The sequence below is a fragment of the Mucilaginibacter sp. NFR10 genome, assembly GCF_900100445.1.
In the GTDB taxonomy this organism is placed as follows: domain Bacteria; phylum Bacteroidota; class Bacteroidia; order Sphingobacteriales; family Sphingobacteriaceae; genus Mucilaginibacter; species Mucilaginibacter rubeus.
The window spans coordinates 122014-146102 of sequence record NZ_FMTV01000003.1; the positions used below are offsets into that span (position 1 = coordinate 122014).

Annotated in this window: 25 protein-coding genes; 15 read left to right on the forward strand and 10 right to left on the reverse strand. The window is 43.0% G+C overall.

Features of this window, described 5'->3' with window-relative positions:
* Window positions 1-32: 32 nt before the first annotated feature.
* The 9 genes from BLP33_RS11535 (at window position 33) to BLP33_RS11570 (ending at window position 6253) form a co-directional block, all read left to right on the forward strand.
* Complete coding sequence (locus tag BLP33_RS11535) at window positions 33-1118, forward strand: Glu/Leu/Phe/Val family dehydrogenase (protein ID WP_090528040.1); 1086 nt, start codon at window positions 33-35, stop codon at window positions 1116-1118.
* 57 nt (window positions 1119-1175) lie between these two features.
* Entirely contained in the window at window positions 1176-2123 is a 948-nt protein-coding gene (nusB, locus tag BLP33_RS11540; RefSeq protein ID WP_090528044.1) for a transcription antitermination factor NusB, read from the forward strand.
* 9 nt (window positions 2124-2132) lie between these two features.
* Window positions 2133-2573 (forward strand): DUF1573 domain-containing protein, encoded by a 441-nt coding sequence (locus BLP33_RS11545; RefSeq protein WP_090528047.1) that lies wholly within the window; start codon window positions 2133-2135, stop codon window positions 2571-2573.
* 16 nt (window positions 2574-2589) lie between these two features.
* Window positions 2590-2919, forward strand: a complete 330-nt coding sequence (gene yajC, locus BLP33_RS11550; RefSeq protein WP_090528049.1) for a preprotein translocase subunit YajC — start codon at window positions 2590-2592, stop codon at window positions 2917-2919.
* A 166-nt stretch (window positions 2920-3085) separates the two neighbouring features.
* Window positions 3086-4036, forward strand: a complete 951-nt coding sequence (locus BLP33_RS11555) for a CdaR family protein (RefSeq protein ID WP_090528052.1) — start codon at window positions 3086-3088, stop codon at window positions 4034-4036.
* Window positions 4036-4632 carry a dephospho-CoA kinase gene (gene coaE / locus BLP33_RS11560; RefSeq protein WP_090528055.1) on the forward strand — a complete coding sequence of 199 codons (597 nt, stop codon included), beginning with the start codon at window positions 4036-4038 and terminating at the stop codon, window positions 4630-4632. Before BLP33_RS11555 ends, coaE begins: the two co-directional genes overlap by 1 nt.
* Window positions 4632-5570 (forward strand): MBL fold metallo-hydrolase, encoded by a 939-nt coding sequence (locus tag BLP33_RS11565; protein WP_090528058.1) that lies wholly within the window; start codon window positions 4632-4634, stop codon window positions 5568-5570. Before coaE ends, BLP33_RS11565 begins: the two co-directional genes overlap by 1 nt.
* Window positions 5570-5746 carry a DUF5522 domain-containing protein gene (locus BLP33_RS27440; RefSeq protein WP_175489998.1) on the forward strand — a complete coding sequence of 59 codons (177 nt, stop codon included), beginning with the start codon at window positions 5570-5572 and terminating at the stop codon, window positions 5744-5746. The genes BLP33_RS11565 and BLP33_RS27440 overlap by 1 nt, the downstream gene beginning before the upstream one ends.
* Window positions 5747-5803: 57 nt before the next feature.
* Complete coding sequence (locus BLP33_RS11570; protein WP_090528061.1) at window positions 5804-6253, forward strand: MarR family winged helix-turn-helix transcriptional regulator; 450 nt, start codon at window positions 5804-5806, stop codon at window positions 6251-6253.
* A 184-nt stretch (window positions 6254-6437) separates the two neighbouring features.
* Here the strand turns inward: BLP33_RS11570 and BLP33_RS11575 are convergent, their stop codons facing one another.
* The 6 genes from BLP33_RS11575 to cysC form a co-directional block, all read right to left on the reverse strand.
* Window positions 6438-7526 (reverse strand): family 10 glycosylhydrolase, encoded by a 1089-nt coding sequence (locus BLP33_RS11575; protein ID WP_090528065.1) that lies wholly within the window; start codon window positions 7524-7526, stop codon window positions 6438-6440.
* Window positions 7523-8659: a carbohydrate-binding family 9-like protein gene (locus BLP33_RS11580; protein ID WP_090528068.1), complete on the reverse strand. Its 1137-nt coding sequence runs from the start codon at window positions 8657-8659 to the stop codon at window positions 7523-7525. Before BLP33_RS11580 ends, BLP33_RS11575 begins: the two co-directional genes overlap by 4 nt.
* Complete coding sequence (locus tag BLP33_RS11585) at window positions 8656-9063, reverse strand: EVE domain-containing protein (RefSeq protein ID WP_090528071.1); 408 nt, start codon at window positions 9061-9063, stop codon at window positions 8656-8658. The genes BLP33_RS11580 and BLP33_RS11585 overlap by 4 nt, the downstream gene beginning before the upstream one ends.
* A 137-nt stretch (window positions 9064-9200) precedes the next feature.
* Window positions 9201-9788: a hypothetical protein gene (locus BLP33_RS11590; RefSeq protein WP_090528074.1), complete on the reverse strand. Its 588-nt coding sequence runs from the start codon at window positions 9786-9788 to the stop codon at window positions 9201-9203.
* Between the two features lie 212 nt (window positions 9789-10000).
* Entirely contained in the window at window positions 10001-10831 is an 831-nt protein-coding gene (locus BLP33_RS11595; protein WP_090528077.1) for a sulfotransferase, read from the reverse strand.
* Window positions 10832-10856: 25 nt separating this feature from the next.
* Window positions 10857-11417, reverse strand: a complete 561-nt coding sequence (cysC, locus tag BLP33_RS11600; RefSeq protein ID WP_090528080.1) for an adenylyl-sulfate kinase — start codon at window positions 11415-11417, stop codon at window positions 10857-10859.
* 339 nt (window positions 11418-11756) lie between these two features.
* Between cysC and BLP33_RS11605 the strand changes: the two genes are divergently transcribed.
* The gene (locus BLP33_RS11605; RefSeq protein ID WP_139159977.1) at window positions 11757-12401 is read left to right on the forward strand and encodes a hypothetical protein; all 645 of its coding nucleotides are present in this window, start codon (window positions 11757-11759) and stop codon (window positions 12399-12401) included.
* Between the two features lie 11 nt (window positions 12402-12412).
* Here BLP33_RS11605 and BLP33_RS11610 read toward each other — a convergent pair whose 3' ends face one another.
* Both BLP33_RS11610 and holA read right to left on the reverse strand, forming a co-directional pair.
* Window positions 12413-12790, reverse strand: coding sequence for a hypothetical protein (locus tag BLP33_RS11610; RefSeq protein ID WP_090528086.1), 378 nt, complete (start codon window positions 12788-12790; stop codon window positions 12413-12415).
* 22 nt (window positions 12791-12812) lie between these two features.
* Entirely contained in the window at window positions 12813-13835 is a 1023-nt protein-coding gene (gene holA / locus BLP33_RS11615; RefSeq protein ID WP_090528088.1) for a DNA polymerase III subunit delta, read from the reverse strand.
* Window positions 13836-14197: 362 nt separating this feature from the next.
* Here holA and BLP33_RS11620 point away from each other — a divergent pair, with 362 nt between their 5' ends.
* The 4 genes from BLP33_RS11620 to BLP33_RS11635 all read left to right on the forward strand — a co-directional run bounded on the left by BLP33_RS11620 (window position 14198) and on the right by BLP33_RS11635 (window position 18264).
* Window positions 14198-14650: a type I restriction enzyme HsdR N-terminal domain-containing protein gene (locus BLP33_RS11620; RefSeq protein ID WP_090528091.1), complete on the forward strand. Its 453-nt coding sequence runs from the start codon at window positions 14198-14200 to the stop codon at window positions 14648-14650.
* A 276-nt stretch (window positions 14651-14926) separates the two neighbouring features.
* Entirely contained in the window at window positions 14927-15307 is a 381-nt protein-coding gene (locus BLP33_RS11625; RefSeq protein WP_090528094.1) for a hypothetical protein, read from the forward strand.
* On the forward strand, window positions 15307-16212 hold the full coding sequence (locus tag BLP33_RS11630; protein ID WP_139159978.1) for an IS3 family transposase: 906 nt from the start codon (window positions 15307-15309) through the stop codon (window positions 16210-16212). Before BLP33_RS11625 ends, BLP33_RS11630 begins: the two co-directional genes overlap by 1 nt.
* Window positions 16213-16452: 240 nt before the next feature.
* Window positions 16453-18264, forward strand: coding sequence for a glycoside hydrolase family 2 protein (locus tag BLP33_RS11635; RefSeq protein WP_090528101.1), 1812 nt, complete (start codon window positions 16453-16455; stop codon window positions 18262-18264).
* 236 nt (window positions 18265-18500) lie between these two features.
* Here the strand turns inward: BLP33_RS11635 and BLP33_RS11640 are convergent, their stop codons facing one another.
* Window positions 18501-20267, reverse strand: coding sequence for an ATP-binding protein (locus BLP33_RS11640; protein ID WP_175489999.1), 1767 nt, complete (start codon window positions 20265-20267; stop codon window positions 18501-18503).
* Window positions 20268-20411: 144 nt separating this feature from the next.
* The gene (locus tag BLP33_RS11645) at window positions 20412-23108 is read right to left on the reverse strand and encodes a valine--tRNA ligase (RefSeq protein ID WP_090529617.1); all 2697 of its coding nucleotides are present in this window, start codon (window positions 23106-23108) and stop codon (window positions 20412-20414) included.
* A 756-nt stretch (window positions 23109-23864) separates the two neighbouring features.
* On the opposite strand from BLP33_RS11645, the gene BLP33_RS27740 reads away from it, so the two are divergent.
* A complete protein-coding gene (locus tag BLP33_RS27740; protein ID WP_254780107.1) occupies window positions 23865-24089 on the forward strand; it encodes a hypothetical protein in 225 nt (74 codons plus the stop codon).

The following is a 24089-nucleotide window of genomic DNA, read 5'->3' on the forward strand; positions in this document are numbered from 1 at the left end:
TGTGCGCTTAAAGACATTTACTTATAGTACTAATGCCTGAACAACATCCACCGGAATCCATATTTAGCCAACTTGACGCTTTCGGGCATAAGAAAGTTGTTTTTTGTACCGATCCTGATACCCATCTGAAAGCTATTATCGCAATCCACAATACAACGCTTGGCCCTGCGTTTGGCGGCGTGCGTATGTGGGCCTATAAAACCGAAGGTGATGCCCTTAATGATGTATTGCGATTAGCAAAAAGCATGACCTATAAAGCAGCGATAGCCGGCCTTAACCTTGGCGGCGGCTATTCGGTGATCATCGGCGATTCGCGCCAGGACAAAAACGAAGCTTTACTGCGTAAATTTGGCCGGTTTATCAAAAACCTTAACGGCGAATTTATCGCTGCTGAAGACGTAGGCACCAACCCCCGCGATATGGAGTACATCAAAATGGAAACCAACCATGTTACCGGCGCTCCTGAAAATATTGGCGGCAGCGGCGACCCTTCGCCAATAACAGCGCTGGGCGTTTTGATGGGCATTAAAGCTTGTGTGAGGGAAATGTATGGCAGCGACAGCTTAACAGGTAAATCGGTTATAGTACAGGGTATTGGCCATGTGGGCGAAAACCTGGTACGCCTGCTTAGGGACGAAAATGTAAAAGTTTACGCCAGCGATATTAATGAGGAACGCGTAAGCCAGATCTCCAAAAAATATGGCGCGCAGCCGGTATCAAATAATAATATTTTTGATATCGATGCGGATATTTACGCCCCCTGCGCTATGGGCGGTACCGTAAATGATCAAACCATTGCCAAATTAAAATGCGGCATTATTGCAGGTTCGGCCAATAACCAATTACTTGACGAGAGCGTACACGGGCAAATGCTGCTTGATAAAGGTGTGCTGTTTGCGCCCGATTATGTGATCAACGCGGGTGGTATTATTACCGGTTATTCGGAGTTGATGAATTTCAATAAAAAGCGTACCTTACAGCTTACAGAAAATATTTACGAAGCTACGCGCAATGTGTTAAAGCTGTCAAAGGCCGAAAACATTCCAACCATTAGCGCGGCCAATAAAATAGCCGAAAAACGCATTGAAGACATCAGAAAAGTAAAATCATCCTATTAAAACAATTAATTTTTATATAAACCGTTTGCATAAGCAAACCAAATCGTTCTTACAAAAATGTTAAACAGAAGGCACCTCCGGGTAAAGGTATTACAGGCACTGTACGCGTATCATCAATCAGACACGAAAGATGTTAAGCTATTCGAGAAAAACATGCTAAGCAGCATTGACCAGGTTTACGAAATGTATATCTGGATGCTATCATTAATTAATGAAGTAGTAAGTTTTGCCGCGAATGACGCGCAGGAACGCGCCAACAAACACCTCCCTACCGCCGATGACTTAAATGCAAACCTAAAGATCCTCACCAACAGGTTTATCCTGAGCCTGAACGATAATAAGGAATACATTACAGCCTGGAAAAAGTACAAAGTTGACTGGACCTTTGAGCCCGAACTTGCAAAATCACTTTTCATTATCCTTAAAAACTCGCCCGAGTATGCCGAGTATCTTGCCAAAACAGGCGATACACTGCAAACAGACAAGGATATCATCAAATTCATTTTCAAAAAGGTTATCCTTAAATCGTCATTAGCCGAGCAGGTTTTTGAAGACAGGTTTATTTTTTGGCCTGTTGATAAAGATGTGCTCCAGGCGCTTATTGCCAAAACTTTCAAAAACTTTTCAAACGATGATTACAAGCTTAACCAGCTTGCCGAAATTACCGGCAACTGGGTTGAGGACCGTGAGTTTGTAGTAAACCTGTTTCAGCAAAGCATCAGGTACAATGAGGCCTACCATGAGCTGATAGCCGCCAAAACCCAAAACTGGGAGCCCGAGCGTATTGCCATGATGGATACCCTGTTAATGAAAATGGCTATAACCGAGTTTATTAACTTCAATTCTATCCCGGTTAAGGTTACTATAAACGAGTATCTTGAAATATCAAAAGAGTTTAGTACGCCTAAGAGTAATTCATTTATAAACGGTATCTTGGACAAGATTTTAATAGAGCTTAAAGCCGAAAACAAGATCAAAAAGATAGGCCGTGGCTTAATAGAATAATATTAAAAAATGAAAAAACTATTTTTAAGCTTAGTAGCAGCAGGCATGTTATTATCGGCCTGCAACAGCAGCAACGGCAACACAGCCGATAGCGCTTCAAAAGCTAATGCCGATAGCGCCGCAACCGCGGCTAACGCGCCGGTAGCTAAATTTGAAAAGGAAAGTCACGATTTCGGCAAGATCAAAGAAGGCGACAAGGTATCATACGATTTTAAGTTCACCAATACCGGTAAATCGCCATTAATTATTACCAACGCGCGTGCTACCTGTGGCTGTACTACCCCTACCTGGCCAAAAGCCCCGGTTAAACCCGGCGAAAGCGGCGTGATCAGCGTTACTTTTAACAGCGCCGGTAAAAGCGGTTTACAGGATAAACAAATAACCGTTACAGCAAACACCCAGCCCGCCGAAACCATGGTACATTTAATTGGCGAGGTTTTAAAAAAATAACAATTAATTTAAACAAATGATAGCTACTATTTTATTACAGGCTTCAAGCGGCGGCTTAGGCAGCTACGGTTCATTAGTACCAATGGTACTGATCATCGTGGTGTTTTACTTCTTTATGATCCGCCCGCAGGTTAAAAAGCAAAAAGACCAAAAAAAATACGTTGAAGAACTTAAAAAAGGCGACAGGGTTATAACTACAGCCGGTATCCACGGCCGTATCGTTGATTTAAACGAAACCACATTTTTGGTTGAGGTTGAAAACGGCAAGATCCGCTTTGATAAATCGGCCATATCGCTTGATGCATCAAAAGCATTGAACACACCGGTGGTTGAAAAGAAAGCTTAATTTTTTGAGGCGAAAGAAAAAGGTTAAAGGCGAAAGGCAGAAGCCAATCGCTTTAAAACCAGAAAACTTCACTCCAATAAAATAAACAAGATGAAAGGTTAAAGGAAAAGGAATGCATGAAAGTGCATGACCTTTCACCTTTAACCTTTCGCCTTTAACCTTAAAGATGGCAATAGTAAAATTATCGGCAACAGAACGCAGACGGCTCTCGGTATTTTTTACCTGTTTGTCGCTGGCTATCATTGCCTGGATTTTTACTGCCCTTTCTGATCCGCTTCCGTATAAGGTAAAAAAAGTCTTAACTTTTAAAAACGCGCCGCAAAGGCGGGCTTTTCATTCGCTGCAGCCCGATACTGTCGATGCTACCATACAGGGTACCGGCTGGCAAATGCTGTTCTCCAGGCTCAACAGTGATAATAAGCCACTAACTGTTGACCTCCGCTCGCTCGAGACCCGCAATTATGTGGTTATCGACAGCACGCAGCTTAAGCAGATGAATATGGGGAAAGATCCGGCCAACCGCGTTTCATCCATTGATCCGGATACGCTTTATTTTGATTTCAGTAACCGCCTTATCAAAAAGGTGCCTGTTCAGCTTACCATGGGCGTTAGCTATCAAAAGCAATTTGCCGTATCAGGTAACATAACGGTGAGGCCTGCTTATGTTACCGTGAGCGGCCCTATTGAACGCCTGAAGCAGATCACCTCGTGGAAAACAGACTCGCTTAAATTCAGTAATGTTAATGAAACCATTAATACCAGGGTTAACTTAAAGCCCAGCAATGAAGGCAACCTGAATGTTTATCCGCGCTCGGTACAGGCCATCATTCCTGTTGATGAATTTACTGAGAAAACGCTGGAGATCCCCGTGAAGTTGATCAATAACAACAACTATTACACCGTAAAAGTATTTCCGCAAAAAATTAAAGTAACTTTTACTACGTCGTTAAGCCGGTATGCTGATATTGATGAAGACCTGTTTGAGGCTGTTGCCGATCTTAATCTTTGGCGCGATAAGGGTTATACGGCCCTGCCGGTAAAACTTATCCATATGCCCCCCTTTTGTAAAATAGTAAAGATTGCCCCTGCCAATATTGACTTCTACATAAAAAAATAATGCTTAAAATAGGTTTAACCGGTAACATAGGCAGCGGCAAAACTACCGTAGCCCAGGTATTTGAATTGCTTGGCATCCCTGTTTTTTATGCCGATGACGAAGCCAAAAAAGTAATGGTTACCGACCGGCTTCTTATTGAAGGTATTAAACAAACATTTGGTCGGCAGGCTTATTTTGATGATGGCAGCCTGAACCGCAAGTATATATCGGGGATAGTTTTTAACAATAAAGCCGAACTTGAAAAGCTTAACGCCCTGGTACATCCTGCCGTGTTCAGGGCTTTTGATAGTTTTGACCAACTGCACAAGGATGCTCCTTATGTAATTCGCGAAGCGGCCATTTTATTTGAAAGCGGCTCATACAAAATGTGCGACAGGGCCATCATGATCACCGCTCCGCTTGAAACCCGCATTGCCCGTGTTATGGAACGCGACGGCATTAGCCGGGCCGATGTTGAAAGTCGCGAGGCCCGCCAGCTATCGCAGGAGGAAAAACTGAAACTGGCCAATGATGTAATTATTAACGATGGTAAACAATTGGTTATACCGCAGGTAATAGCCCTGCATGAACTGTATTTATCGCTCGCTCAGCATTAATGATACTTGACGATTTTGTTTCTTTTGACGAAAAAGGGCTGTACTGCAAATACGGCGACTTTTATATAGACCCCCAACAGCCGGTAAAAACGGCTGTAATATCCCATGCCCATGCCGATCATGCCATAAGTGGTAACAACAACGTTTACTGCACCCGCGCCACAGCAAGCATTATGCAACTCCGGTATGACCGTACCGCCGCCAAAGTGTTTAACATAGCTGCCTTTAACCAGCCATTTGAAGTGGGCAGAGTTACGGTAACGCTGATCCCGGCAGGGCATATGCTTGGTTCGGCACAAATACTGATGGAGTATGAAGGCGCAAGGTATTTATACACCGGCGACTACAAGCTACAGCCCGATGCCACCTGCGAACCTATTGAATGGGTGACAACCGATGTGCTGATCACCGAAAGCACCTTCGCCAATCCGGCTGTTATTCACCCGGATCCGGTGAGCGAGATCCGTAAGATCAACGATATTAAAAGCAATATTTTACTTGGTGCGTACGCGCTCGGTAAAAGTCAGCGGTTGATCAACCTCATTACCGAACATGCGCCGCAAAAAAAGATCCTGGTACATCATAAAATAATGCCCATCAACGCTATTTATGAAAAGATGGGCTTCCCTCCCGGCAAATACCAGATTTACGGACGCAAGCTGATGAAGGTGCAGGATGAGTTTGTTTACATTGTGCCGCCATTTACTTTCGACAGTTATATCCGCGCCACAGGTGTGAAACGCCTCTTTGCTTCGGGATGGAAAAACTTGCAGGTTAATAACCAGGATACCCTTTTTATATCCGACCATGTGGACTGGAACGATATCCTGCAAACCATCGCCAACACCAAACCCAAACAGGTGTGGACACTTCACGGTAAGGGCGAACATCTGAAAGCTTACTTTAAAGATGATATCTTTGTAAAAATTCTGAACTGATGTTGCAGGAAGGCATTGATTATTATATCAACGAAGACGGCAATTTTGTTTTTACCGAAGCCTATCATTTAAAGCGGGGCTATTGCTGTAAAAACAAGTGCCTGCACTGCCCCTGGGGTTATGGCAAGGTAAAATTATTTGGAAATGACACTGAATCAGACGGTAGCGATAAATAAATCAATGTTAAATTAAAAATAATTAAACATATTTGTATCCCATTCATTACTATTACTATGCGAATAGAAGACGAAATACAAAGTACCAATTTTGAAGACAACTACCACAAAGTGGCCATTAACGTGGCATACACGCAAGGTTGGCTGGCTAACTATTTTCGTTGTCATTTTGAAAAACATAATATTACCCAGCAGCAGTTCAACATACTGCGGATTCTGCGCGGTCAGTACCCCAAACCGGCTACCATAAATTTATTGAAGGAAAGGATGATCGACAAGATGTCGGATGCATCGCGCATTGTTGACCGCCTTGTTCAAAAAGGACTGGTATCGCGCTGCACCAATAATAAAGACAGGCGCGCTGTAGATATCCGCATCAGCGATGAAGGCCTTGCAACCCTTTCAAAAATGGACGCCGAGTTTAAAACAAAAGAGATCCTGAGCAACAACCTCACCGAAGATGAAGCCGCGACCCTAAGCGATCTATTGGACAAAATGCGGGGATGATTTTTTAGGTGAAAGGGAAAAGGCTAAAGGCGAAAGGTTATTACCCTTAAATTCAAAATAAAAACATGTCATTGCGGGCGTAGCGAGGCAATCTCGTAGCCAATGCATGTACGATCTGCATCGGCTACGAGATTGCTTCGTCGTTCCTCCTCGCAATGACATATCATGTATAAACTTTAATTGGTTACGAAGCCTTAAACGCCGCAACTTCATCTTTCAATATTGCCAGCACTTCCGGCCTTACATTACCGAAGAAAGACACGCCCATCGCGCCATTTTTAAGCGCCACCTGTATACCGGTGCGAATTTCATCATCATTCTTAAAATCGGATAAATACAGGCCTGCATACAGCGGGAACCTTCCTGCCAGGAAATGCACACCTTCAGCTACGGCGTTGCCTATCCAGCTTACGCCCTCCTTGTAAAAGCCGTGATATATCATGGGGCAAATGCCATCCATGTTCCAGTTTGTCCAGTCCTGCCTTACGTTGCGGCGGGCTACTTCGGGTGTTGGAAATACGGCTGCAGTTATTTGTTTTTTATGCTGATGGGCAACAGTCGAAATACCATTAACCACCCGGGTTATGTTATTATACCTGAACAAGCGCCATGAAAGGCTGGCTTCGGGGTATTGGATCTGATCGAGGTCCTGGTTATATTCTTCCTTGAATTTGGCTTTGCAAACATCGCAGTAGCAAAAATCATATTCGGGCAGCTCTTTGGTTTGCTCAATTTTATATTTATCCCAAAGGTTTACCGGTAACACCACATCGCAGTAACGCACGTAATCCAGGTGGATACCATCGATATAATCTTTAGCTAAAATATCATCGACAGTTTTGGTTAAATACTCCTGTACTTCGGGACGCGACGGGCACAGCCAGCGGTAATACTGCACATAAGGCGGATGATCGGCACATGATTCGCCTTTGCGGTTTTTGCTGTACCATTCGGGCTTTTCGTTTACCAGTTCGGCACGGTTAAAAGTCCAGATCCAGCGGTGGGCCTCCAGGTCTTTAGCTTTAGCGGCACGAAAATGGCGTTCGCTGTCGTTCTCGAAAAATATGCCGGTGATGCCCGATGCTTTGTAGGAAGCGTAACGGGTGGCCAGCTCATCATCAGTATCTTTTTGGTTAGGGTTGATCCATACCCAGTTTTTCATGGCTTTTTTCTTGGTGCTCTTGGCAGCTTCAACAGCGGCATTGCTTACTAAGGGCAACTGGGCAGCCACGCCGGCCAGTAAACCAGCCTTTAAAAATTCGCGCTTATTCATGGAGTTTTAGGGATTATCTGCTGCTGCACCAGGCCCTCCTGGTCAATTTTATAGGTCGCTTTGGTTTTACTATCGGCAATATAAGCTATAAACTGATGGGCAGTTGCTTCCAGCTTAAGTTCGTTAGTATAGCCTGTTATTGTTACCTTATTTTCAACACCCAGGTTGTTTAACGAGGTGCAGTATTGGTGATGATCTTTAAACCACTGCTTTTGCTTGTAATAAACCAGCCATAGGTATTTTTTTTGCTCTTCGGCATAAGGCATTTTAAACCTCGCGTCATCGGCTTCATGATCGCTGAAGAGGAGGTAGCCCCAGCGTTCGGGGTAATGCATATTGATAAGTCCCTGGTTGCTCCAAACCCAGTTATGCTCGGGCAAATCACGACGGTTGTTATCCTGCTGCTTTACATACTTGCCGTTTTGCACTTTAGTATCATACTGCACCCGCGAAAAATTGATACGCCACAAAGTACCATCCTTTATCACAGCGTGGTTAAAGCCACCGGCTATGGCTTTAAATGGGATAGCCATTTCAACCGTCCAGCCTTTATCCGTATCCGTAGGATCATTCAGTGTGCCCTCAACTTTTACCGCCGAGCGTAAGCCGTGCGCATCCCAACCGGTTATCGCGGCGCCGCTGTTACGGTAGGGTTTGGTCAAAAACAGGTCGAAAATAGTATTGAGGGCATTTACCTCAATTTCAAAATAACTATGCGTGCTGTTGGCAGGATCGATAAACAGCTCAAAATCATTGTCTTTGTAAACAATATCATCATGATGGTTAAGCGTAGCCCAAACATGCGAATCTCTGATGCGGGCTGCTACATACAGGCAGCTATCGTCCCAAAGCATTTTAACGTTGGTTTGCAGTGGTGGCTGCGGTTTGAGGCGGCCTTCAATATCCTGGAAATCCCGGGTCCATTTGGCCTGCTGCCATACAGCATCTTCCACATCGCCATCAATTACCGGCGCTTGCTTTACATGTTTCGCAACATAGCCGTAAGGGGTGGTAAACAGATCGGGAAAGGCGCTGAAAGCATCCTGCGCTTTTGCAAGTCCCGGCAATACCAATAAAACGGCGACAAGGCCCGGCTTAATAAAACAACTGTCAAAGATGTTGCTCAGTTTCATTTACTGCCCAGCGCTAAGATGTAATCAAACTCTTCGCGCTTTACCCCCATTACCGATAAACGCCCCTGCCTTACCAGGCCAATATCCTGTAATTTAGGGTCGGCTTTGATCTGCTCAAGGGTCACCGGGGTTTTCAGGGCTTCAACCGGGGCCAGGTCAACAACCACCCAATTGGTATCATCGGTTGTGGGGTCCTGGTAAGCTTCCTTAACAACTTTGGCTATGCCTACAATCTCTTTTCCTTCGTTGCTGTGGTAAAATAACACCAGGTCACCCTCCTTCATTTCCCTCAGGTTATTGCGTGCCTGGTAATTGCGCACACCATCCCAAAAGGTACGACCATCCTTATTGAATTTTTCCCAGCTGTATTTAAAGGGCTCACTTTTTACTAACCAATGTTGCATTTGTACGGTATAAATTTTTGTAACGTAAAAATGTAAAAAAGAGAGCGTAAACTAAAATGCGCTACAGGCAATACAGGGTATTGTTACAATGAAATTACGGGGTGGAGTGGTGAAGTAGGGGTTAATAAAGTCTTCACTTATTCATTACTCGTTAACAACTGGGTTAGCCTTTTAGCATTTTGTGCGTTGATAGTGTTTGTTAACGGAACAGAGGTATAAACAGCAATTCCCTGGTCATCATCGGGGTGATAGCTCAATAATAGTTTTACCGTGCGCGAATCCCACAGATAAACGTCCTGGTAATCATTTGGCTTTGCAGTGAAGGTACCGTACCAGTGCAAAAATTTACTGAGCATTTTATAGCCCTGGTTACGGTTAAAGAAAACATAAATATTTACTATTTTATTTTGCCATGTACGTACACAAATATGAGTTGCGGTTAGCCCGTCTTCCAGTTCCAGCTGCTTATCCGGATGATATTCATAGGTAACACAGCTATCCGCATCGGGCTTGCTGCCCTCACCATCAATGTAAGTTAAAGCTTGCTCCTGCTCGCCGGTTAACAAGCCGCCCAGGTTAAACCCGCCAATTCCGTTGCGCGCCCTTAAATATGCCAGCGACCCGATTTTCGCCGCCTGCGAAAAACCCGGCGAATGTAAACACATGATGATCAAAAGCCCCGTAACTACTCTGTAGGGCAAGTAGCAAAAAAACTTAGCTTTCATATCCTCCTCCTTCGTTTTACAACGGCTAAATCAGCACCGTAACAAGGGGTACTTAAGCCATTGAGTAAAACGAATTTGGAGAAATAATTAACTGATTATCAAACCATAATAACGATTGTATCACAAATTGGACTGCCTTTACACTTTATTGCACAGATACTTGTTTACTTCTTTCGCAACAATGTATAATAAACCGCAAAAAACTTTTGATACTAATCAGTCAGCATATATTCTTTAAGCTTGGCCTGTAGTTTTATGGCCTGCGTAATGAGGGTTTTATCGTTGATATATTGTTCAAAAGCGACATCGGGGCCGATCAGGTTTTCCTTAAAAATGTCCTTAAATCTGGAGTATTTTAATACCAGGTTCCACTTGTCTTTCAGATACTCAAAAACCTGTTCATCCTCGTCTTTCAGCATCGAATAATTAACAACTACAAATGCATCCCGGGGCAGTGTTTCAATACATTTCAAAATGTCCTGGTTGTAGGCTATCCAAACTTTCAGGTATTCGGTAGCATGATCATTATAAAACTGCACCATGCGGCGGCCGCGGCGAAATTTTGTCCATACCAGTCTTGAAAAATATTTACGCGCCATGTACCTGTTTTCCACCCACTTAAATTCACGCCGTAAAAGTGAACTCACTACCGACTGATAATCGCGCAGGATAACCAGGTAACAGGCATCGGGCAGCAGTTCTTTATATACATCCAGAAACAGACAGGTCCGCGGGTCTTTCCAACCCCATTGGTCGTATAACTGTTGTTTAACTTTAATAATGCTTTTGAGCTTTTCCCTTTCGTACAAGGTAAACTGGGCCACATGCTCAACCGTAAGCCCGGTTTTGGGCAGGTTATGGTCGGCCAGGATCTCTTCGTGCATTTTTAAAAATTCAATATCTTCAAAATGCCCTTCCACATTGCCATGGCCACCGGGTACCAGTTTTTCGCCTGTTTGCAGGCCGCATTTGCTCAACCACTGGGTAATAAGCGAGGTTCCGGAGCGGTGCATCCCGGTAATAATCAGTACTCTTTTTTGCATAAAATCTTATAAGCGTCCTTTTTTGTCAGGTATAGCTTGGTATCTTAATAGTCTGCTTAACAGGATGCAGATTGTTTATAATATAATAAAGCAGTGAAGAGGTACTTTGTTGTATGGTATAATTGCAGGTATCAATGTATAGGTCGGGCTTAACGGGTACATCAAACCTATCGTTAATACCTGTCAGGTTGGGTAGTTTATCAGGATGCCCATCCGGCAGCAACGCCCTTTTGTACAGGCCTTTAGTATCGCGGCTTATCAACTTGTTTACGGGGCAATCAATGTGAACAATGCTTACATGATCATATTTTTCGGCAAGCTCCTGCCTGACATCGTCATATGGATTTATAGCACTCACTATGGTAACAATACCCTGAGCGCTGAAACGACTGGCTACAAAGCCCAGGCGGCGGATGTTCTCGTTCCGGTCTTCCTTACTAAAGCACAGATCACGGCACAGTGCCGCACGGTATTCATCACCATCAATAATTTCAATTTTAATACCCAGGCTTGTTAATTCGGCGGCCACACTTTTTGCCAAAGTAGTTTTTCCCGCACCTGATAATCCGCAAAATAAAAGTATCATGCCTTAATTTTTTTATTTAGTATGCCTTATTGATCAGCTTAACATATTGCTTAGGATAAGTGAACTTAGGAAATTAATTGGCTGATGAATTTTGTTACATTGTAAATAATCAATTACATGCAACACTGAACAACGGAAAGTCAGGAGAAAAAAGTAACCAATACCGGCTAAAAATGAAGATTTAATGAATAAATGGATGTATACGGTCAAACACTAACCAACGCTACACTTAACAAAAATGTTACGCTATTTAATTTATCAGAAATGATTTTGGAGATTATTTGAGGACTCGTTTTTATGATATATTTACTGTGGGCTAAAGAACCTATCACAATAAACATGAACGAATTTTTACTTAACGGGGGTGCCTATGTTGGCAATACCAAAGTCTCCAAACCTTTTGCAGCTTTGAAAGCTGATACTTCTGTACTCAAGATTAACCTTGGTTTGTTAGGTCAGTTATTTTTCAACGCTGATGATATTGTTCAAATCGAATATGCATCCTCAATTGCCGGCAGCGGCATCAAGATAATACACAACGTATCGTCATACCTTAAAAAAGTTATGTTTACAGCAAACATGCCTTACAATGACATAATTGAAAACATAAAAGCAACAGGATTCTTTAATAAAACCGCCAATAACCAGGTACAATATTACCAGGTTAAGAAAATGCAGGGGCAGGGCAGAATACCATTTAAAACTGCAGCATTAATTGTGTTTTTAGCGGGTTGGAATATCCCTCTTTTTGCCGGTTCTATAAAAGAAGGGGTTGGCCGTGCTGCAAATTATTCGCTCGTGTCACTCCTGTTCGTTTTTTTTATGATCGCACTGACACTTTTTTCACCGGCTTTCAGGGCATTAGTATTGAAAGAGGATAGAGAAATAAATGACCTGAAAAAGTCTTTATACTTCTTATGGTTTATTGTCACAATTGGCGGCCTCATGTATGCTATCATAAGCCGGGCACCTTTTAACAAATAATCATTAAAAAACTATTCAGCATCCTCGGCAACCGGCTTTTCTTTATCCGGCATAAAAAGTAAAACAAGCGCCCCTATTTGTAACAGGTCAATTATAACAGCGATGCAGCCTGCATAAAAGTTTGCCTTAAAAGTTGCGGGCAGATTTATAGCGTCGGGCGTTATAGTTAAGATTAATAAGCCTAATAGCAGCCATTTTGCCCATTTATAACCCCGCCTTATAAATAAAGCAAGTAAAAGTAAAATGCCCAGCGCTATGCACGTTGCTAAAGCGATTTGAAAAGAAGCCGACCTTCCGCCGTTCAAATAATAATAAACCAGGTACAAAACCGCCGATACGCGGATCATGCCGGATGCTATATTAACTTTTGATTGCGAGGATAGGGTCATAACTGTTAAATCGGAATCGGTATCAATGCAGGATCTTAAACATCAGTTCCTTCATCAACTCACCGTGCGGCGCGTTTGATTCAACGCCTTTGCTTTTCAAATCATATTCGCGCAGATAGCTGATCACCTGGAAAATTTTACCAAGCGGGTAGTTACGGGCGGCCTGCTCATAATCTTTAATAAAGTATGGGTTAACGCCCATTTCGCGGGCTAGGTTTTGCGGGGTTTTGTCTTTTACGTAATGGTACACCAGCACCTTGCTGAAAAAGTTATTCAGGTTACCCAGCACCAGCACAATAGGGTTTGATTTGGGATTGGCTTCAAAGTAATTGATGATCTGGTTTACCTTGTAAGCATCTTTTTTGGTGAGGGCCGTTTGCAGCTCAAATACATTGTACTCCTTACTGATACCAATATTATCCTGGATATGCTTCAGGGTAATCTCCTGCCCTGCCCTAACATTCAGCATCAGTTTTTCGAGCTCATTGGCAATTTTAGCCAGGTCGTTGCCCAGGTACTCGGCAATCATGGCCGATCCCTGCTGGTTCATTTTGTAACCCTTCTCGCTTACATAACCTTCAACCCAGGCCGGCACCTTATTATCATATAAAGTAGCCGATTCAAAAATAAGCCCGTTCTTTTCAACGGCTTTGTATGTTTTCTTGCGCTTATCAAACTTGCCGTATTTATAGCAAAAAACAAGAATAGTACTTGGCAGCGGATTTTCGAGATAGCTCAATACAGGGTCGATGCTTTTCTTGTTATCATCGTCCTTCCCCCATTTCATGTCCTGTGCCTCTTTTACCAGCACCACTTGGTAATCGGCCATCATGGGGTAACGCTTGGCCGCATTGAGCACAGTCATGATATCAGTATCCTTGCCGTAAACCACGGTTTGGTTAAAGCCGCGTTCGTGCTCGGGCAACAAGTGATGCTCAATGTAATTGCTTACCAGGTCGATAAAATAAGGTTCCTCCCCATGCAACAGGTACAGCGGTTTAAACTTACGGTTCTTAAGGTCCTTTAATATCTCGGCAGCAGTCATATTTCGCAGTCAAAAGTACTAAGTCGAAAGTCAAAAGTGGAATGTATTTTTAATTAGGGCGATGCAATGATATAAACAGGAAAATTGCTTTTAAAATCTATGTTGACATGAGGCGAATGGATAAGAAATTTTTACACTATTTTTTTCAAATTAATCGAATTACACGAATTTTAAATTTATGTAATTGAAAAATTGGTGTAATTCGATTAATTGTGGTAAGAATGAAGATAATTCGTGTGAAAATTTTATTGCTATTTTTTCAATGCATCGAATTACCTCAAAGGCGATTTCCCTGATAATATATTTATTAATTTTGAAGCCCGACTCAAGACTCATAACTTTCGACTTAAGACTTCGCAAAAATGCTCCAACCGCTTAACCTGCCACCCTACCCTTTTAAAATAAGCGACGATAACGGAACATTAACGCTTTTTGACGAGATCCGCAAGAAAACCATCATTATTACACCTGAAGAATGGGTACGCCAGCATTTTGTACAATACCTCATCAAACAAAAAAACTACCCCCGCTCGCTGATTAAACTGGAAGGCGGCCTTAAACTTAACACCCTGCAAAAGCGCACCGACATAGTGGTGTTTAACCCCGACGGGCAACGCATTTTAATGGTTGAATGTAAAGCCCCATCTGTAACTATCGATCAAAAAACATTCGATCAGATTGCCCGGTATAATATGGTTCATAAAGTATCCCTGCTGGCGGTGAGCAATGGCCTGCAACACTATTATTGTACTATAGATCATGAAAAATGTACTTACCGGTTTATTGAAGAGTTGCCGGGGTATGTGAAGGGCTGAAGCTGTCTGAACTCGAATTAAACGAATTTGAAGAATTTATGGAATGTGTATAGCATTTTCTGCCCTCACTGGCGCAAGTCTTGAGTGTAGGGTAGCGCTATGGCTGACTTGTAACTTCTCCAATTACCAATCAATCATTCCTCCTAAACAAATACTGCGGGTTGATTTTTATAGTCACAAGTGATCCGCCCTTCTAACAGCCGCACAACACTTGCGCCATGGGGGAAACGAATTTGTGTCTTGTCCTGAAATAGGTTTACACATCAGTAAACAAAAATGGAAAGATATTCAAAAGTGTATGGGAGTAAATGGCAGAGCCAGTACAGTGAGGAGTTTAAGCGAAAAATTTGCCAGGAATATTTAACGGGAGATGAAGGCCTGAGCTTTCTTGAGCGGAAATATAATTTAGGGAATAGCCGGATTTCAGCCTGGTTAAAATCGTTTGGTCTGGAGAAAAAAAGGCCGGTTTATGTATCTTCGTGTATCATGCCAGCAAAGAGAGATCCGGATATCCAGCCTGAAGATAGTGCATCAGTTAAGTTGCTGAAAAAGCAACTGGAAGATGCACTTCTGGAAAAGGAGCTTTATCGTAAAATGATAGAGGTTGCTGAAAGAGACCTGAAGATCAATATCCGAAAAAAGTCCGTTACCAAGTAATCCGTGAGACTAAAAACAGCTATCCCAGGGTAAGCCTTGGAAAGTGCTGTTGTTTACTTGGTATTACCCGACAAGCTTATTATCAACACTTTTGGCAGGCAGAAGCAATTAGTTTCGAACAGGAGATTATATTAAATGAGGTAAGGTATTTAAGGGCTATACATCCCGCTATGGGAGGCAGGAAGCTCTATGTCTTATTACAGGCGTTTTTGCTTGAGCATCAAATAAAGATGGGCAGGGATGCTCTTTTTGATCTTCTTGCTGCACATCAGTTATTGGTACGGAAGAAAAGGCGAAGGGTTTATACCACCCAATCTTTTCACTGGTTAAAAAAGTATCCCAACTGTATAAAAGAAATAATCCCTAATAAAGTAAATGAGGTATGGGTATCAGATATAACCTATTACAGAACAACTCAGGGCTTTGTATATATAAGCTTTATCACAGATGCATATAGCAGGAAAATTGTTGGTTATCATGCTGCAGATACATTAGAAGGTGTTCATACATTAAGCGCTTTACAAATGGCCCTCAAAGAAAATAGGCAACCAATAACCGGCTTAATACATCATTCAGACAGAGGTGTTCAATATTGCAGTTATGATTATGTAAAGCTATTACAGGACAACAACATAATCATTAGCATGACCGAGAATGGTGATCCTTTAGAAAATGCTATTGCCGAAAGGATTAATGGAATTATGAAACAGGAATACCTGGAACATCAGAGCCCGAGTACCAAAGAAGAGGTAATGGAACTATTAACCAAGTCTGTAAAAAGCTATAATAACCAAAGGCCACACATGAGCTGTAATATGCTCACCCCTGAGTTTGTGCATCAAAATAACATAGAAGTGGAGCGAACATGGAAAAGTTATTATAAACCTCAAAATGTGATTTTGTAAACCTATTTTAGGATTAATTAATATTGTAAACGTATAACAGGATTTAGCAGTTAAACTGTAAACTTTTTTTAGGACGAGACATTGAATAATTCATGGAATGTGTATCGCATTTTCTGCTCGTTCCCTAAATTCAATAAATTCGGGTTCAGACAACATCCTATTTCCCAATAAAATGTTATGATAACAGTTATCAATTCCCTATTTTGGCCTTCATAACCTCATCAATTGTAACATTACCTTATGAACGCCTATCTCAAAGCAAAAGCCCTGTTTTTGGCCGCTGTATTATACGGATGCGCCGCCTTTGCCCAGGAAGCCAAACTGCCAACTCAATGGACAAACACTGCCATGCAGGCCGAAATACCTTTATCGGAATATCCCCGTCCCCAGCTACAGCGTAATGACTGGTTGTGCTTAAATGGTAAATGGGATTACCAGGGTGGTAAAAACGCGCCTAATGCCCTGAACCCTCAAACGCCCGTATCTTTTAATGACAAGTCGGATAAAATACTGGTGCCTTATTGCCCTGAATCGGTATTGTCCGGCGTGCAGCGTAAACAGGAGATTAATATGTGGTACCGCCGAAGTTTTGAAGTACCCGAAAAATGGCAAAACAAACACGTCATTATTCATTTCGGAGCAGTTGATCATGATGCCACTATTTTTGTGAATGGTAAAAAAGTAGGTTCGCACTCGGGCGGGTACGATTCTTTCGGCTTTGACATTACCTCATATCTTAAAAAAGGCAGCAATACCCTTATTGTTGCTGCTCATGACCCCAATGACGGTAAAACACCATCGGGCAAGAACGGCCCTCGTGGCGATTATACCTTTTCGTCGGGTATATGGCAAACCGTTTGGCTGGAGCCTGTCAACAGCTCCTATATCAAAAATATCCGGCTCCTGCCTGATCCGGAAGGTAAACGCTTAAAAGTATTTGTTAACGCTGCAGGCGCGGGCAAGATCAAAGCAGTTGCCTTAAACAACGGCAAAGAGGTGTCGCAGGTTAATGCGGCCGCCGGATCATATTTCTATCTGCCAATAGATAACCCGGTTTTATGGACACCAAATTTTCCGTTTTTGTATGATCTGAAGCTTACCCTATACAATACTGATGGTAGCGAAGCCGACGAGGTTAAAAGTTATTTCGGCATGCGTGATATTAAATTGGGCAAGCTTAACGGCATGATCCGTCCGCTTATTAACGGTAAATTCATCATGCAGCTTGGCCTGCTTGACCAGGGGTACTGGCCCGACGGGGTTTTAACCGCACCTACGGAAGAAGCACTTAAATTTGATATAGAATACACCAAAAAAGCGGGCTACAACCTCATCCGTAAGCACATGAAAACCGAGCCCCAGCGTTTTTATTATTGGGCCGATAAAATGGGCTTATTGGTTTGGCAGGATATGCCCGCTATATGGTATCAGAATGAAGATACTACTAAGAACAGGCGCGTTTATAGGCAGGAGTTAAAAGCTATAATCGACGATCATTATAACTCGCCTTCCATTATTACATGGGTGCCTTTCAATGAAAACTGGGGCGCATTTGATGTAAAAAACATAACCAATTGGGTTAAACAATATGACCCCTCGCGATTAGTTAACGGCAATTCGGGCTTTAACAATAATCCCAGCTATCAAAAACCTTACGGCGATCCGGGCAATGGCGATTACGTGGACACACATATTTATATTGGCCCGTATGGTGCTTCTGTTCCTGATAGCCGCCGGGCTGCCTCACTGGGCGAATTTGGCGGTGTTGGCCTCTTTGTGCGTGGCCATATGTGGCCGGTACAAAACGATGCTTATGACTACGAACCAACCAAAGCCAGGCTTACCGATCGTTATGTTTTTTTGCTGGATGAGGTAGAGCAATTAATGAAATATAAAGGACTAAGCGTTGCCATATATACCCAAACCACCGACGTTGAACACGAAGTAAACGGCGTTTTAACCTACGACAGGGCCGTTGAAAAAATGGAGATCGAAAGAGTAAGGGAAATAAACCAGGCGGTGATTAAGGAGGGGGATAAGTTGAATAAATAGGCCATTAGGTGAGCGCTGGCCGTTGTTGGTGTTGTCACCAACAACTCTACTCCACGCAGTTATAGCATTAAATAAGCAACCGGGAGCTTAACTGGTCATATGAAATAACGTGATTAAAAGAGGATTGGGAATTGTTGGTGACAACACCAACAATGGCGTAAAAGAGCATTAGGAATTGTTGGTGACAACACCAACAATGGCATAGCCCTCCCTTCCGGGGAGGGTTTGGGTGGGGCTCACCCCACCCTGTTCAATGTATAATTATTAAGCTTCTCCAGCAGTTCATCCGGTTTAAATGGCTTGGATACATAATCATTCATGCCGGCTTCGTATACCTGTTCTTTGATATCAAAAAGTGCGGAAGCTGTAAGCGCGATGATCGGTATGCCTGATTTTTTAGGATCGGCCATTTTACGGATCTCTTTAGCTGCGTCAAAGCCGTTCATCACCGGCATCTGGAGGTCCATTAATATAATATCAAAATTGCCGTACTGCATAAACTCAACTGCCCGTTCCCCGTTTTCGGCAATGGTTGGGTTAATGCTCCACTTGCTCAGCAGCTTCTTCATCAGCATCACATTAACCATATTATCTTCGGCAATAAGTACACGTAAACAGGCCAGCGGGTTTTCTGAAAATTGTTTAGCTTCGGGAGCAGTGGTTACTGCAACAGGCAATGCTTCTGTAGATACAGGAAATTCCATATGGAATGAAAACTCTGATCCGCGCCCCATTGTACTGTTAACGGTCATTTGCACTTCCTGCAGCTCAAGCAAACGCTTAACTATGGCCAGGCCAAGCCCTGTGCCGCCATACTCGCGGGTAGTAGCTAATGATTCCTGCGTAAATGGTTCAAATATACTTTCAAGGTTTTCTTTTTCGATACCGATGCCGGTGTCCCTTACCGAAAAGTTAACGGTAACGGTATTATGCCGGTCTTCCACACAAGTAACCCTTACCCATATGTTTCCCTGCGGTGTAAATTTTATAGCATTACTAACCAGGTTAAAAATGATCTGGGTTATGCGGGTAGGATCGCCAAAAAGCACCTTATCCCTCAATGAGCTGTCAACATCAAGCTTAAAAAGCAAGCCTTTCTCTTCGGCCTTCAGTATCTGCCCGCCGCAAATATTGTTCATCAGCTCAACAAGGTTGAAGCGGATATTTTCAAATACTACCTTCCCCGATTCAATTTTGCTAAAATCAAGCACGTCATTAACAATGGCTAACAGGTTATTGGCCGAAAATTTAAGGATTTCGATGTTCTCCCGCTGGTCGGGCCGCGGATTGCTCATCATCAGCAAATTACTCATCCCGATCACCGCGTTTAACGGCGTACGGATTTCATGCGACATGGTTGACAGGAACTCTGATTTGGCCTGGGCTGATTTCTCTGCCTTTTCAATAGCTGTTTCCATCTTATTGTAAAGCTGGGCCTGCTCCCTGCTGCTATCTTTAAGGTGCCTGATGTTTTTTAAGAAAGCAGTATAAAAATGGCTATGGATAAAAATAAGCAATATAAAATTGGCAAACAGGCTGATGATAATGGTAGACTGATCAACTTTGTTAGGCTTTATACTAATAATGTACCCGCTGTTGTATTCAATGATCATAAATACCAAAACCGGTACTGTATTAAGCAATGAGTACATGAGCCCCCATTGCTGGCCGAGCATATAATAGCTGAATACGATCACGATTATAATAACCTGCACGGTAATGATATTTACCGTTTGCATAGAGGCATAAACCAGGCTGGTATTAACAAGTGTACCCACAATAAGCAGGGCATGTGCTGCGCTGCGCCAGTCGGGCCGCCAGGTTAAATACTTAAATAACACCACTACCGCTCCCATCAAAAACAGGGCGGTATCAGCAAGCATTTTTTGGTTTTGGAAATAAACGTTCAGGTAAAGTGCCCCAAGGGCAACAAAAATAAGGAAGAACCCATAATACAATAAACGAATCCGGGCCTGGTCAAGGAACGATTGCTCCTTCGACAAAATCTTATAAATTGATAAGTTAAAAAAACTTACTTTATTACTCATATTCAGAACTTAACATTGGCCCTGCAATTGAACAGGCCACCGTACAGCAATCAAAATACTGTACGGTAGCTTGTTACGCAAAGCCGGTAAGTTCTGCAATTAGCAAGCCAAAGCAGCTAAGTTTTCTTCAATGATGGTTAATTTAGCTTCGGCATCGGCCTTTTTCTTTTGCTCCACCTCAATAATCTCGGGTTTTGCATTAGCCATAAACCGTTCGTTACCCAATTTTGCATTAACCGATTTCAGGAAACCTAACAGGTATTCCTGCTCTTTTTTCAGTTTCACACATTCGGCAACCGGGTCAATTTCTTCGCTGAAAGGAATATAAAACTCATCTGTTGAGGCCAAGAAATTAATAGCCCCTTCAATTTTATCGGCTACTGATTCAAATTTGCTGATGTTGGCAAGCCTTGTAATGATAGCTTCGAACTGGCCGTAATTGATCCCTGAATTTGATTTAACAAATAACTCAAGCGGCTCTTTGTCAGAAATTTGTTTTGTTTTGCGGGTGTTTCTGATGTTGGTTACCACATCTTTAACAAGCTCTGTTTCATTTAATAGACGTGAATTAATTTCCCCAATAGCGGGCAATTGCGCTACAATACAGCAGTCAGTTTCAGAACGTTCGCCAAACAGTTCATCATGCCATAATTCTTCGGTAAGGAACGGCATAAAAGGGTGCAATACCTTCAAAATATTTTCAAAGAATTGAATAGTAGCTGCATAAGTAGCCTTATCAATAGGATGCTGATAAGCCGGTTTGATCATCTCCAGGTACCATGCGCAAAAATCGTCCCATACCAGTTTATAGGTATCCATTAAGGCCTCTGATAAACGATATTGGGCAAAGTTAGCTTCAATTTCGGTTAGCGCCTGGTTAAACCTGTTGGCAAACCATTCAATGGCTACGCCGTTAGGGTTGGAAAGGCTTTCATCAACCTCCCAGCCTTTTACCAGTTTAAAGGCGTTCCATATTTTGTTGGCAAAGCCGCTGCCTTGTTTACAGTAGCTTTCGTCAAACATCAAATCGTTACCTGCAGGCGAGCATAACAGCATACCTACGCGCACGCCATCTGCACCATATTGAGCTATCAGGTCAAGCGGGTCGGGAGAGTTGCCCAATTGCTTTGACATTTTACGACCCTGCTTATCCCTTACTATACCGGTAAGGTATACGTTTCTGAATGGTACTTCGCCTCTGAACTCATGACCGGCCATGATCATCCTGGCTACCCAGAAAAATAAAATTTCGGGCGCGGTAACCAAATCATTGGTTGGATAGTAATAATTGATATCAGCATTGTTCGGATCCTTAAAACCGTCAAATACCGAGATGGGCCATAACCAAGATGAAAACCAGGTATCAACTACGTCTTCGTCCTGGGTAAGATCGGCTGCGGTAAGTGCGGGATTTTTAAGTTGCGCTTCCTTCAATGCTTCTTCAGCGTTTTTGGCAATTACAAATTCGCCTGTAGGTAAATACCATGCCGGAATCTGTTGTCCCCACCACAGCTGGCGGCTGATGTTCCAGTCGCGTACATTCTCCATCCAATGGCGGTAAGTGTTCACAAATTTTTCGGGGATCAGTTTTATCTCGCCGTTCAATACATAATCCAAAGCTGGTTTGGCCATTTCGCCCATCTTGCAAAACCATTGCATGGATAGTTTTGGCTCAATCACCGCGTTGGTCCGTTCACTGAAACCAACCTGTGATTTATATTCTTCAACTTTTTCCAGTACGCCGGCTTCTTCCAGCAGCACAGCTATTTTTTTACGGGCGGCAAAACGGTCTTCACCAACCAGTATCTGCGCTTTCTCGTTCAGGGTGCCGTCGTCATTCAGGATATCAATAACCGGCAGGTTATGACGCTGGCCCAGTTCGTAGTCATTTAAATCGTGTGCCGGGGTAACCTTCAAACAGCCGGTACCAAAATCCATAGTCACATAATCATCCAATATCACCGGTATTTCACGGTTGATCAGCGGGATGTAAACCTTTTTACCGTGCAGGTGCAGGTAACGCTCGTCATTAGGATTGATACAGATAGCCGCATCGGCCATAATGGTTTCAGGGCGGGTAGTAGCGATGGTTAGGAAGCCAGGAGAGTCCGGAAGTCCGGAAGTCCGGAAGTCCGAAGAAGCTTCACCACTTTCCGACTTTCCGACTTCTGGACTTTCGGACTGCACAAAATAGCGGATATAATAAAGCTTCTGATTAACCTCTTTACGGATTACTTCCTCATCACTCACCGCGGTTTTGCCCTGCGGATCCCAGTTGATCATGCGGATACCGCGATAGATCAAACCTTTTTTATACAGGTGGATAAACGTATCAATAACCGCTTCCGATAGGCTCTCGTCCATGGTAAATTTGGTACGGTCCCAATCGCAGGAGGCACCTAATTTTTTAAGCTGCTCCAGGATAATGCCGCCGTATTTTTCCTTCCACTCCCAGGCGTAAGTTAAAAACTCTTCGCGGGTAAGGTCTTTTTTGCTGATGCCGCGCTCTTTAAGCATAGCGACAACTTTGGCCTCGGTAGCAATACTGGCGTGGTCGGTACCGGGAACCCAGCAAGCATTTTTGCCTTTCATCCGGGCGCGGCGAACCAGCACATCCTGTATGGTATTGTTAAGCATGTGGCCCATGTGTAAAACCCCGGTAACGTTTGGCGGCGGAATGACTATGGTATAAGGCTCACGCTCATCAGGCACCGACTTAAAAAAGCCGTGCTGCAACCAGTAACTGTACCATTTTTCTTCGGTTTCCTTTGGGATATATGTTTTAGCAATACTCATAACGCGCAAAAATACGATAGTTAACGGTTCATAGCCAAAGGTTGGGGGATTTTTTTGGGAATATAGTTCATGGTTCATAGATGATGGTTTTAAACCGATAGTTTTTGATCGGTCAAGAGCGGAGGCCGCATTAGGGATGGGAGCGGATACCGGCCAACGAGCGTAATGCCTGCAGGCGTATGAGCGTACAGCCCGGGCCGCAGGTAATGCCATTGTCTGAACTCGAATTAAACGAATTTTAAGAATTTATTGAATTTACTTAGCATTCTGTTATTTCTTTAGTTCAAAAAATTCGAGTTCAGACAACAACATAAAAGCAAACCCTATTAATCCCAAAAATCCACCCAAATCCCGGTTCAGAATAATGGCGCTGCCTTCGGCCCGGGCTGTACGCTCATACTGCACAAGGCCTTAGCCACTTGGCCGGTATCCGCTGCCATCCCTAACGCAAACCAGTACATTGTAAAATGATTATCACTACAACATGTAATCATGATCAATCATCTATAAACCATGAACCATGATCTATCAACCATGAACAATCCCACTCCCACAATATTTTTACAATTAACAAGTTATTATATATGTAACATTCAAATTGTCATGAAAACATTACCCTTACACCGTTTCTGGCTTGATATTTTGAAAAAAACAAAACTCGAAGCCATTATTAACTGGTTCAATCACTAAAGGCCTGCCACCGGCCACTTGTGTTTAATACCCGCTATTTATTAACTTTAATTTTTAAGTATTGACATGAAATTAAAGTTTAACTGTTTATTACTGGCTGCCTGCCTTGGCATGTCGGTAAATGCTTTTGCCATAGATGGCCCAAAACCCGTAAAACCCAGGCACAAAACTTCCGCCCCTCCTAAAAAATTTATCGATCCCGCCAACATGGATCTGAGCGTAAAGCCCGGCGATGATTTTTTTGAATATGCCAATGGCGGCTGGTTAAAACAGAACGGCATTCCCTGCTAA

What these genes read in the sequence shown, in the direction of transcription:
- cysC (WP_090528080.1), bottom strand. Translation starts at nt 11,417, where the DNA reads ATGATACTTTTATTTTGCGGATTATCAGGTGCGGGAAAAACTACTTTG.
- BLP33_RS11625 (WP_090528094.1), top strand. Translation starts at nt 14,927, where the DNA reads ATGGAAAGATATTCAAAAGTGTATGGGAGTAAATGGCAGAGCCAGTAC.
- BLP33_RS11535 (WP_090528040.1), top strand. Translation starts at nt 33, where the DNA reads ATGCCTGAACAACATCCACCGGAATCCATATTTAGCCAACTTGACGCT.
- BLP33_RS11545 (WP_090528047.1), top strand. Translation starts at nt 2,133, where the DNA reads ATGAAAAAACTATTTTTAAGCTTAGTAGCAGCAGGCATGTTATTATCG.
- BLP33_RS11585 (WP_090528071.1), bottom strand. Translation starts at nt 9,063, where the DNA reads ATGCAACATTGGTTAGTAAAAAGTGAGCCCTTTAAATACAGCTGGGAA.
- coaE (WP_090528055.1), top strand. Translation starts at nt 4,036, where the DNA reads ATGCTTAAAATAGGTTTAACCGGTAACATAGGCAGCGGCAAAACTACC.
- BLP33_RS11620 (WP_090528091.1), top strand. Translation starts at nt 14,198, where the DNA reads ATGCTCCAACCGCTTAACCTGCCACCCTACCCTTTTAAAATAAGCGAC.
- BLP33_RS27740 (WP_254780107.1), top strand. Translation starts at nt 23,865, where the DNA reads ATGAAATTAAAGTTTAACTGTTTATTACTGGCTGCCTGCCTTGGCATG.
- BLP33_RS11555 (WP_090528052.1), top strand. Translation starts at nt 3,086, where the DNA reads ATGGCAATAGTAAAATTATCGGCAACAGAACGCAGACGGCTCTCGGTA.
- BLP33_RS11635 (WP_090528101.1), top strand. Translation starts at nt 16,453, where the DNA reads ATGAACGCCTATCTCAAAGCAAAAGCCCTGTTTTTGGCCGCTGTATTA.
- BLP33_RS11610 (WP_090528086.1), bottom strand. Translation starts at nt 12,790, where the DNA reads ATGACCCTATCCTCGCAATCAAAAGTTAATATAGCATCCGGCATGATC.
- yajC (WP_090528049.1), top strand. Translation starts at nt 2,590, where the DNA reads ATGATAGCTACTATTTTATTACAGGCTTCAAGCGGCGGCTTAGGCAGC.
- nusB (WP_090528044.1), top strand. Translation starts at nt 1,176, where the DNA reads ATGTTAAACAGAAGGCACCTCCGGGTAAAGGTATTACAGGCACTGTAC.
- BLP33_RS11605 (WP_139159977.1), top strand. Translation starts at nt 11,757, where the DNA reads ATGAACGAATTTTTACTTAACGGGGGTGCCTATGTTGGCAATACCAAA.
- BLP33_RS11645 (WP_090529617.1), bottom strand. Translation starts at nt 23,108, where the DNA reads ATGAGTATTGCTAAAACATATATCCCAAAGGAAACCGAAGAAAAATGG.
- BLP33_RS11595 (WP_090528077.1), bottom strand. Translation starts at nt 10,831, where the DNA reads ATGCAAAAAAGAGTACTGATTATTACCGGGATGCACCGCTCCGGAACC.
- BLP33_RS11570 (WP_090528061.1), top strand. Translation starts at nt 5,804, where the DNA reads ATGCGAATAGAAGACGAAATACAAAGTACCAATTTTGAAGACAACTAC.
- BLP33_RS11565 (WP_090528058.1), top strand. Translation starts at nt 4,632, where the DNA reads ATGATACTTGACGATTTTGTTTCTTTTGACGAAAAAGGGCTGTACTGC.
- holA (WP_090528088.1), bottom strand. Translation starts at nt 13,835, where the DNA reads ATGACTGCTGCCGAGATATTAAAGGACCTTAAGAACCGTAAGTTTAAA.
- BLP33_RS11590 (WP_090528074.1), bottom strand. Translation starts at nt 9,788, where the DNA reads ATGAAAGCTAAGTTTTTTTGCTACTTGCCCTACAGAGTAGTTACGGGG.
- BLP33_RS27440 (WP_175489998.1), top strand. Translation starts at nt 5,570, where the DNA reads ATGTTGCAGGAAGGCATTGATTATTATATCAACGAAGACGGCAATTTT.
- BLP33_RS11580 (WP_090528068.1), bottom strand. Translation starts at nt 8,659, where the DNA reads ATGAAACTGAGCAACATCTTTGACAGTTGTTTTATTAAGCCGGGCCTT.
- BLP33_RS11575 (WP_090528065.1), bottom strand. Translation starts at nt 7,526, where the DNA reads ATGAATAAGCGCGAATTTTTAAAGGCTGGTTTACTGGCCGGCGTGGCT.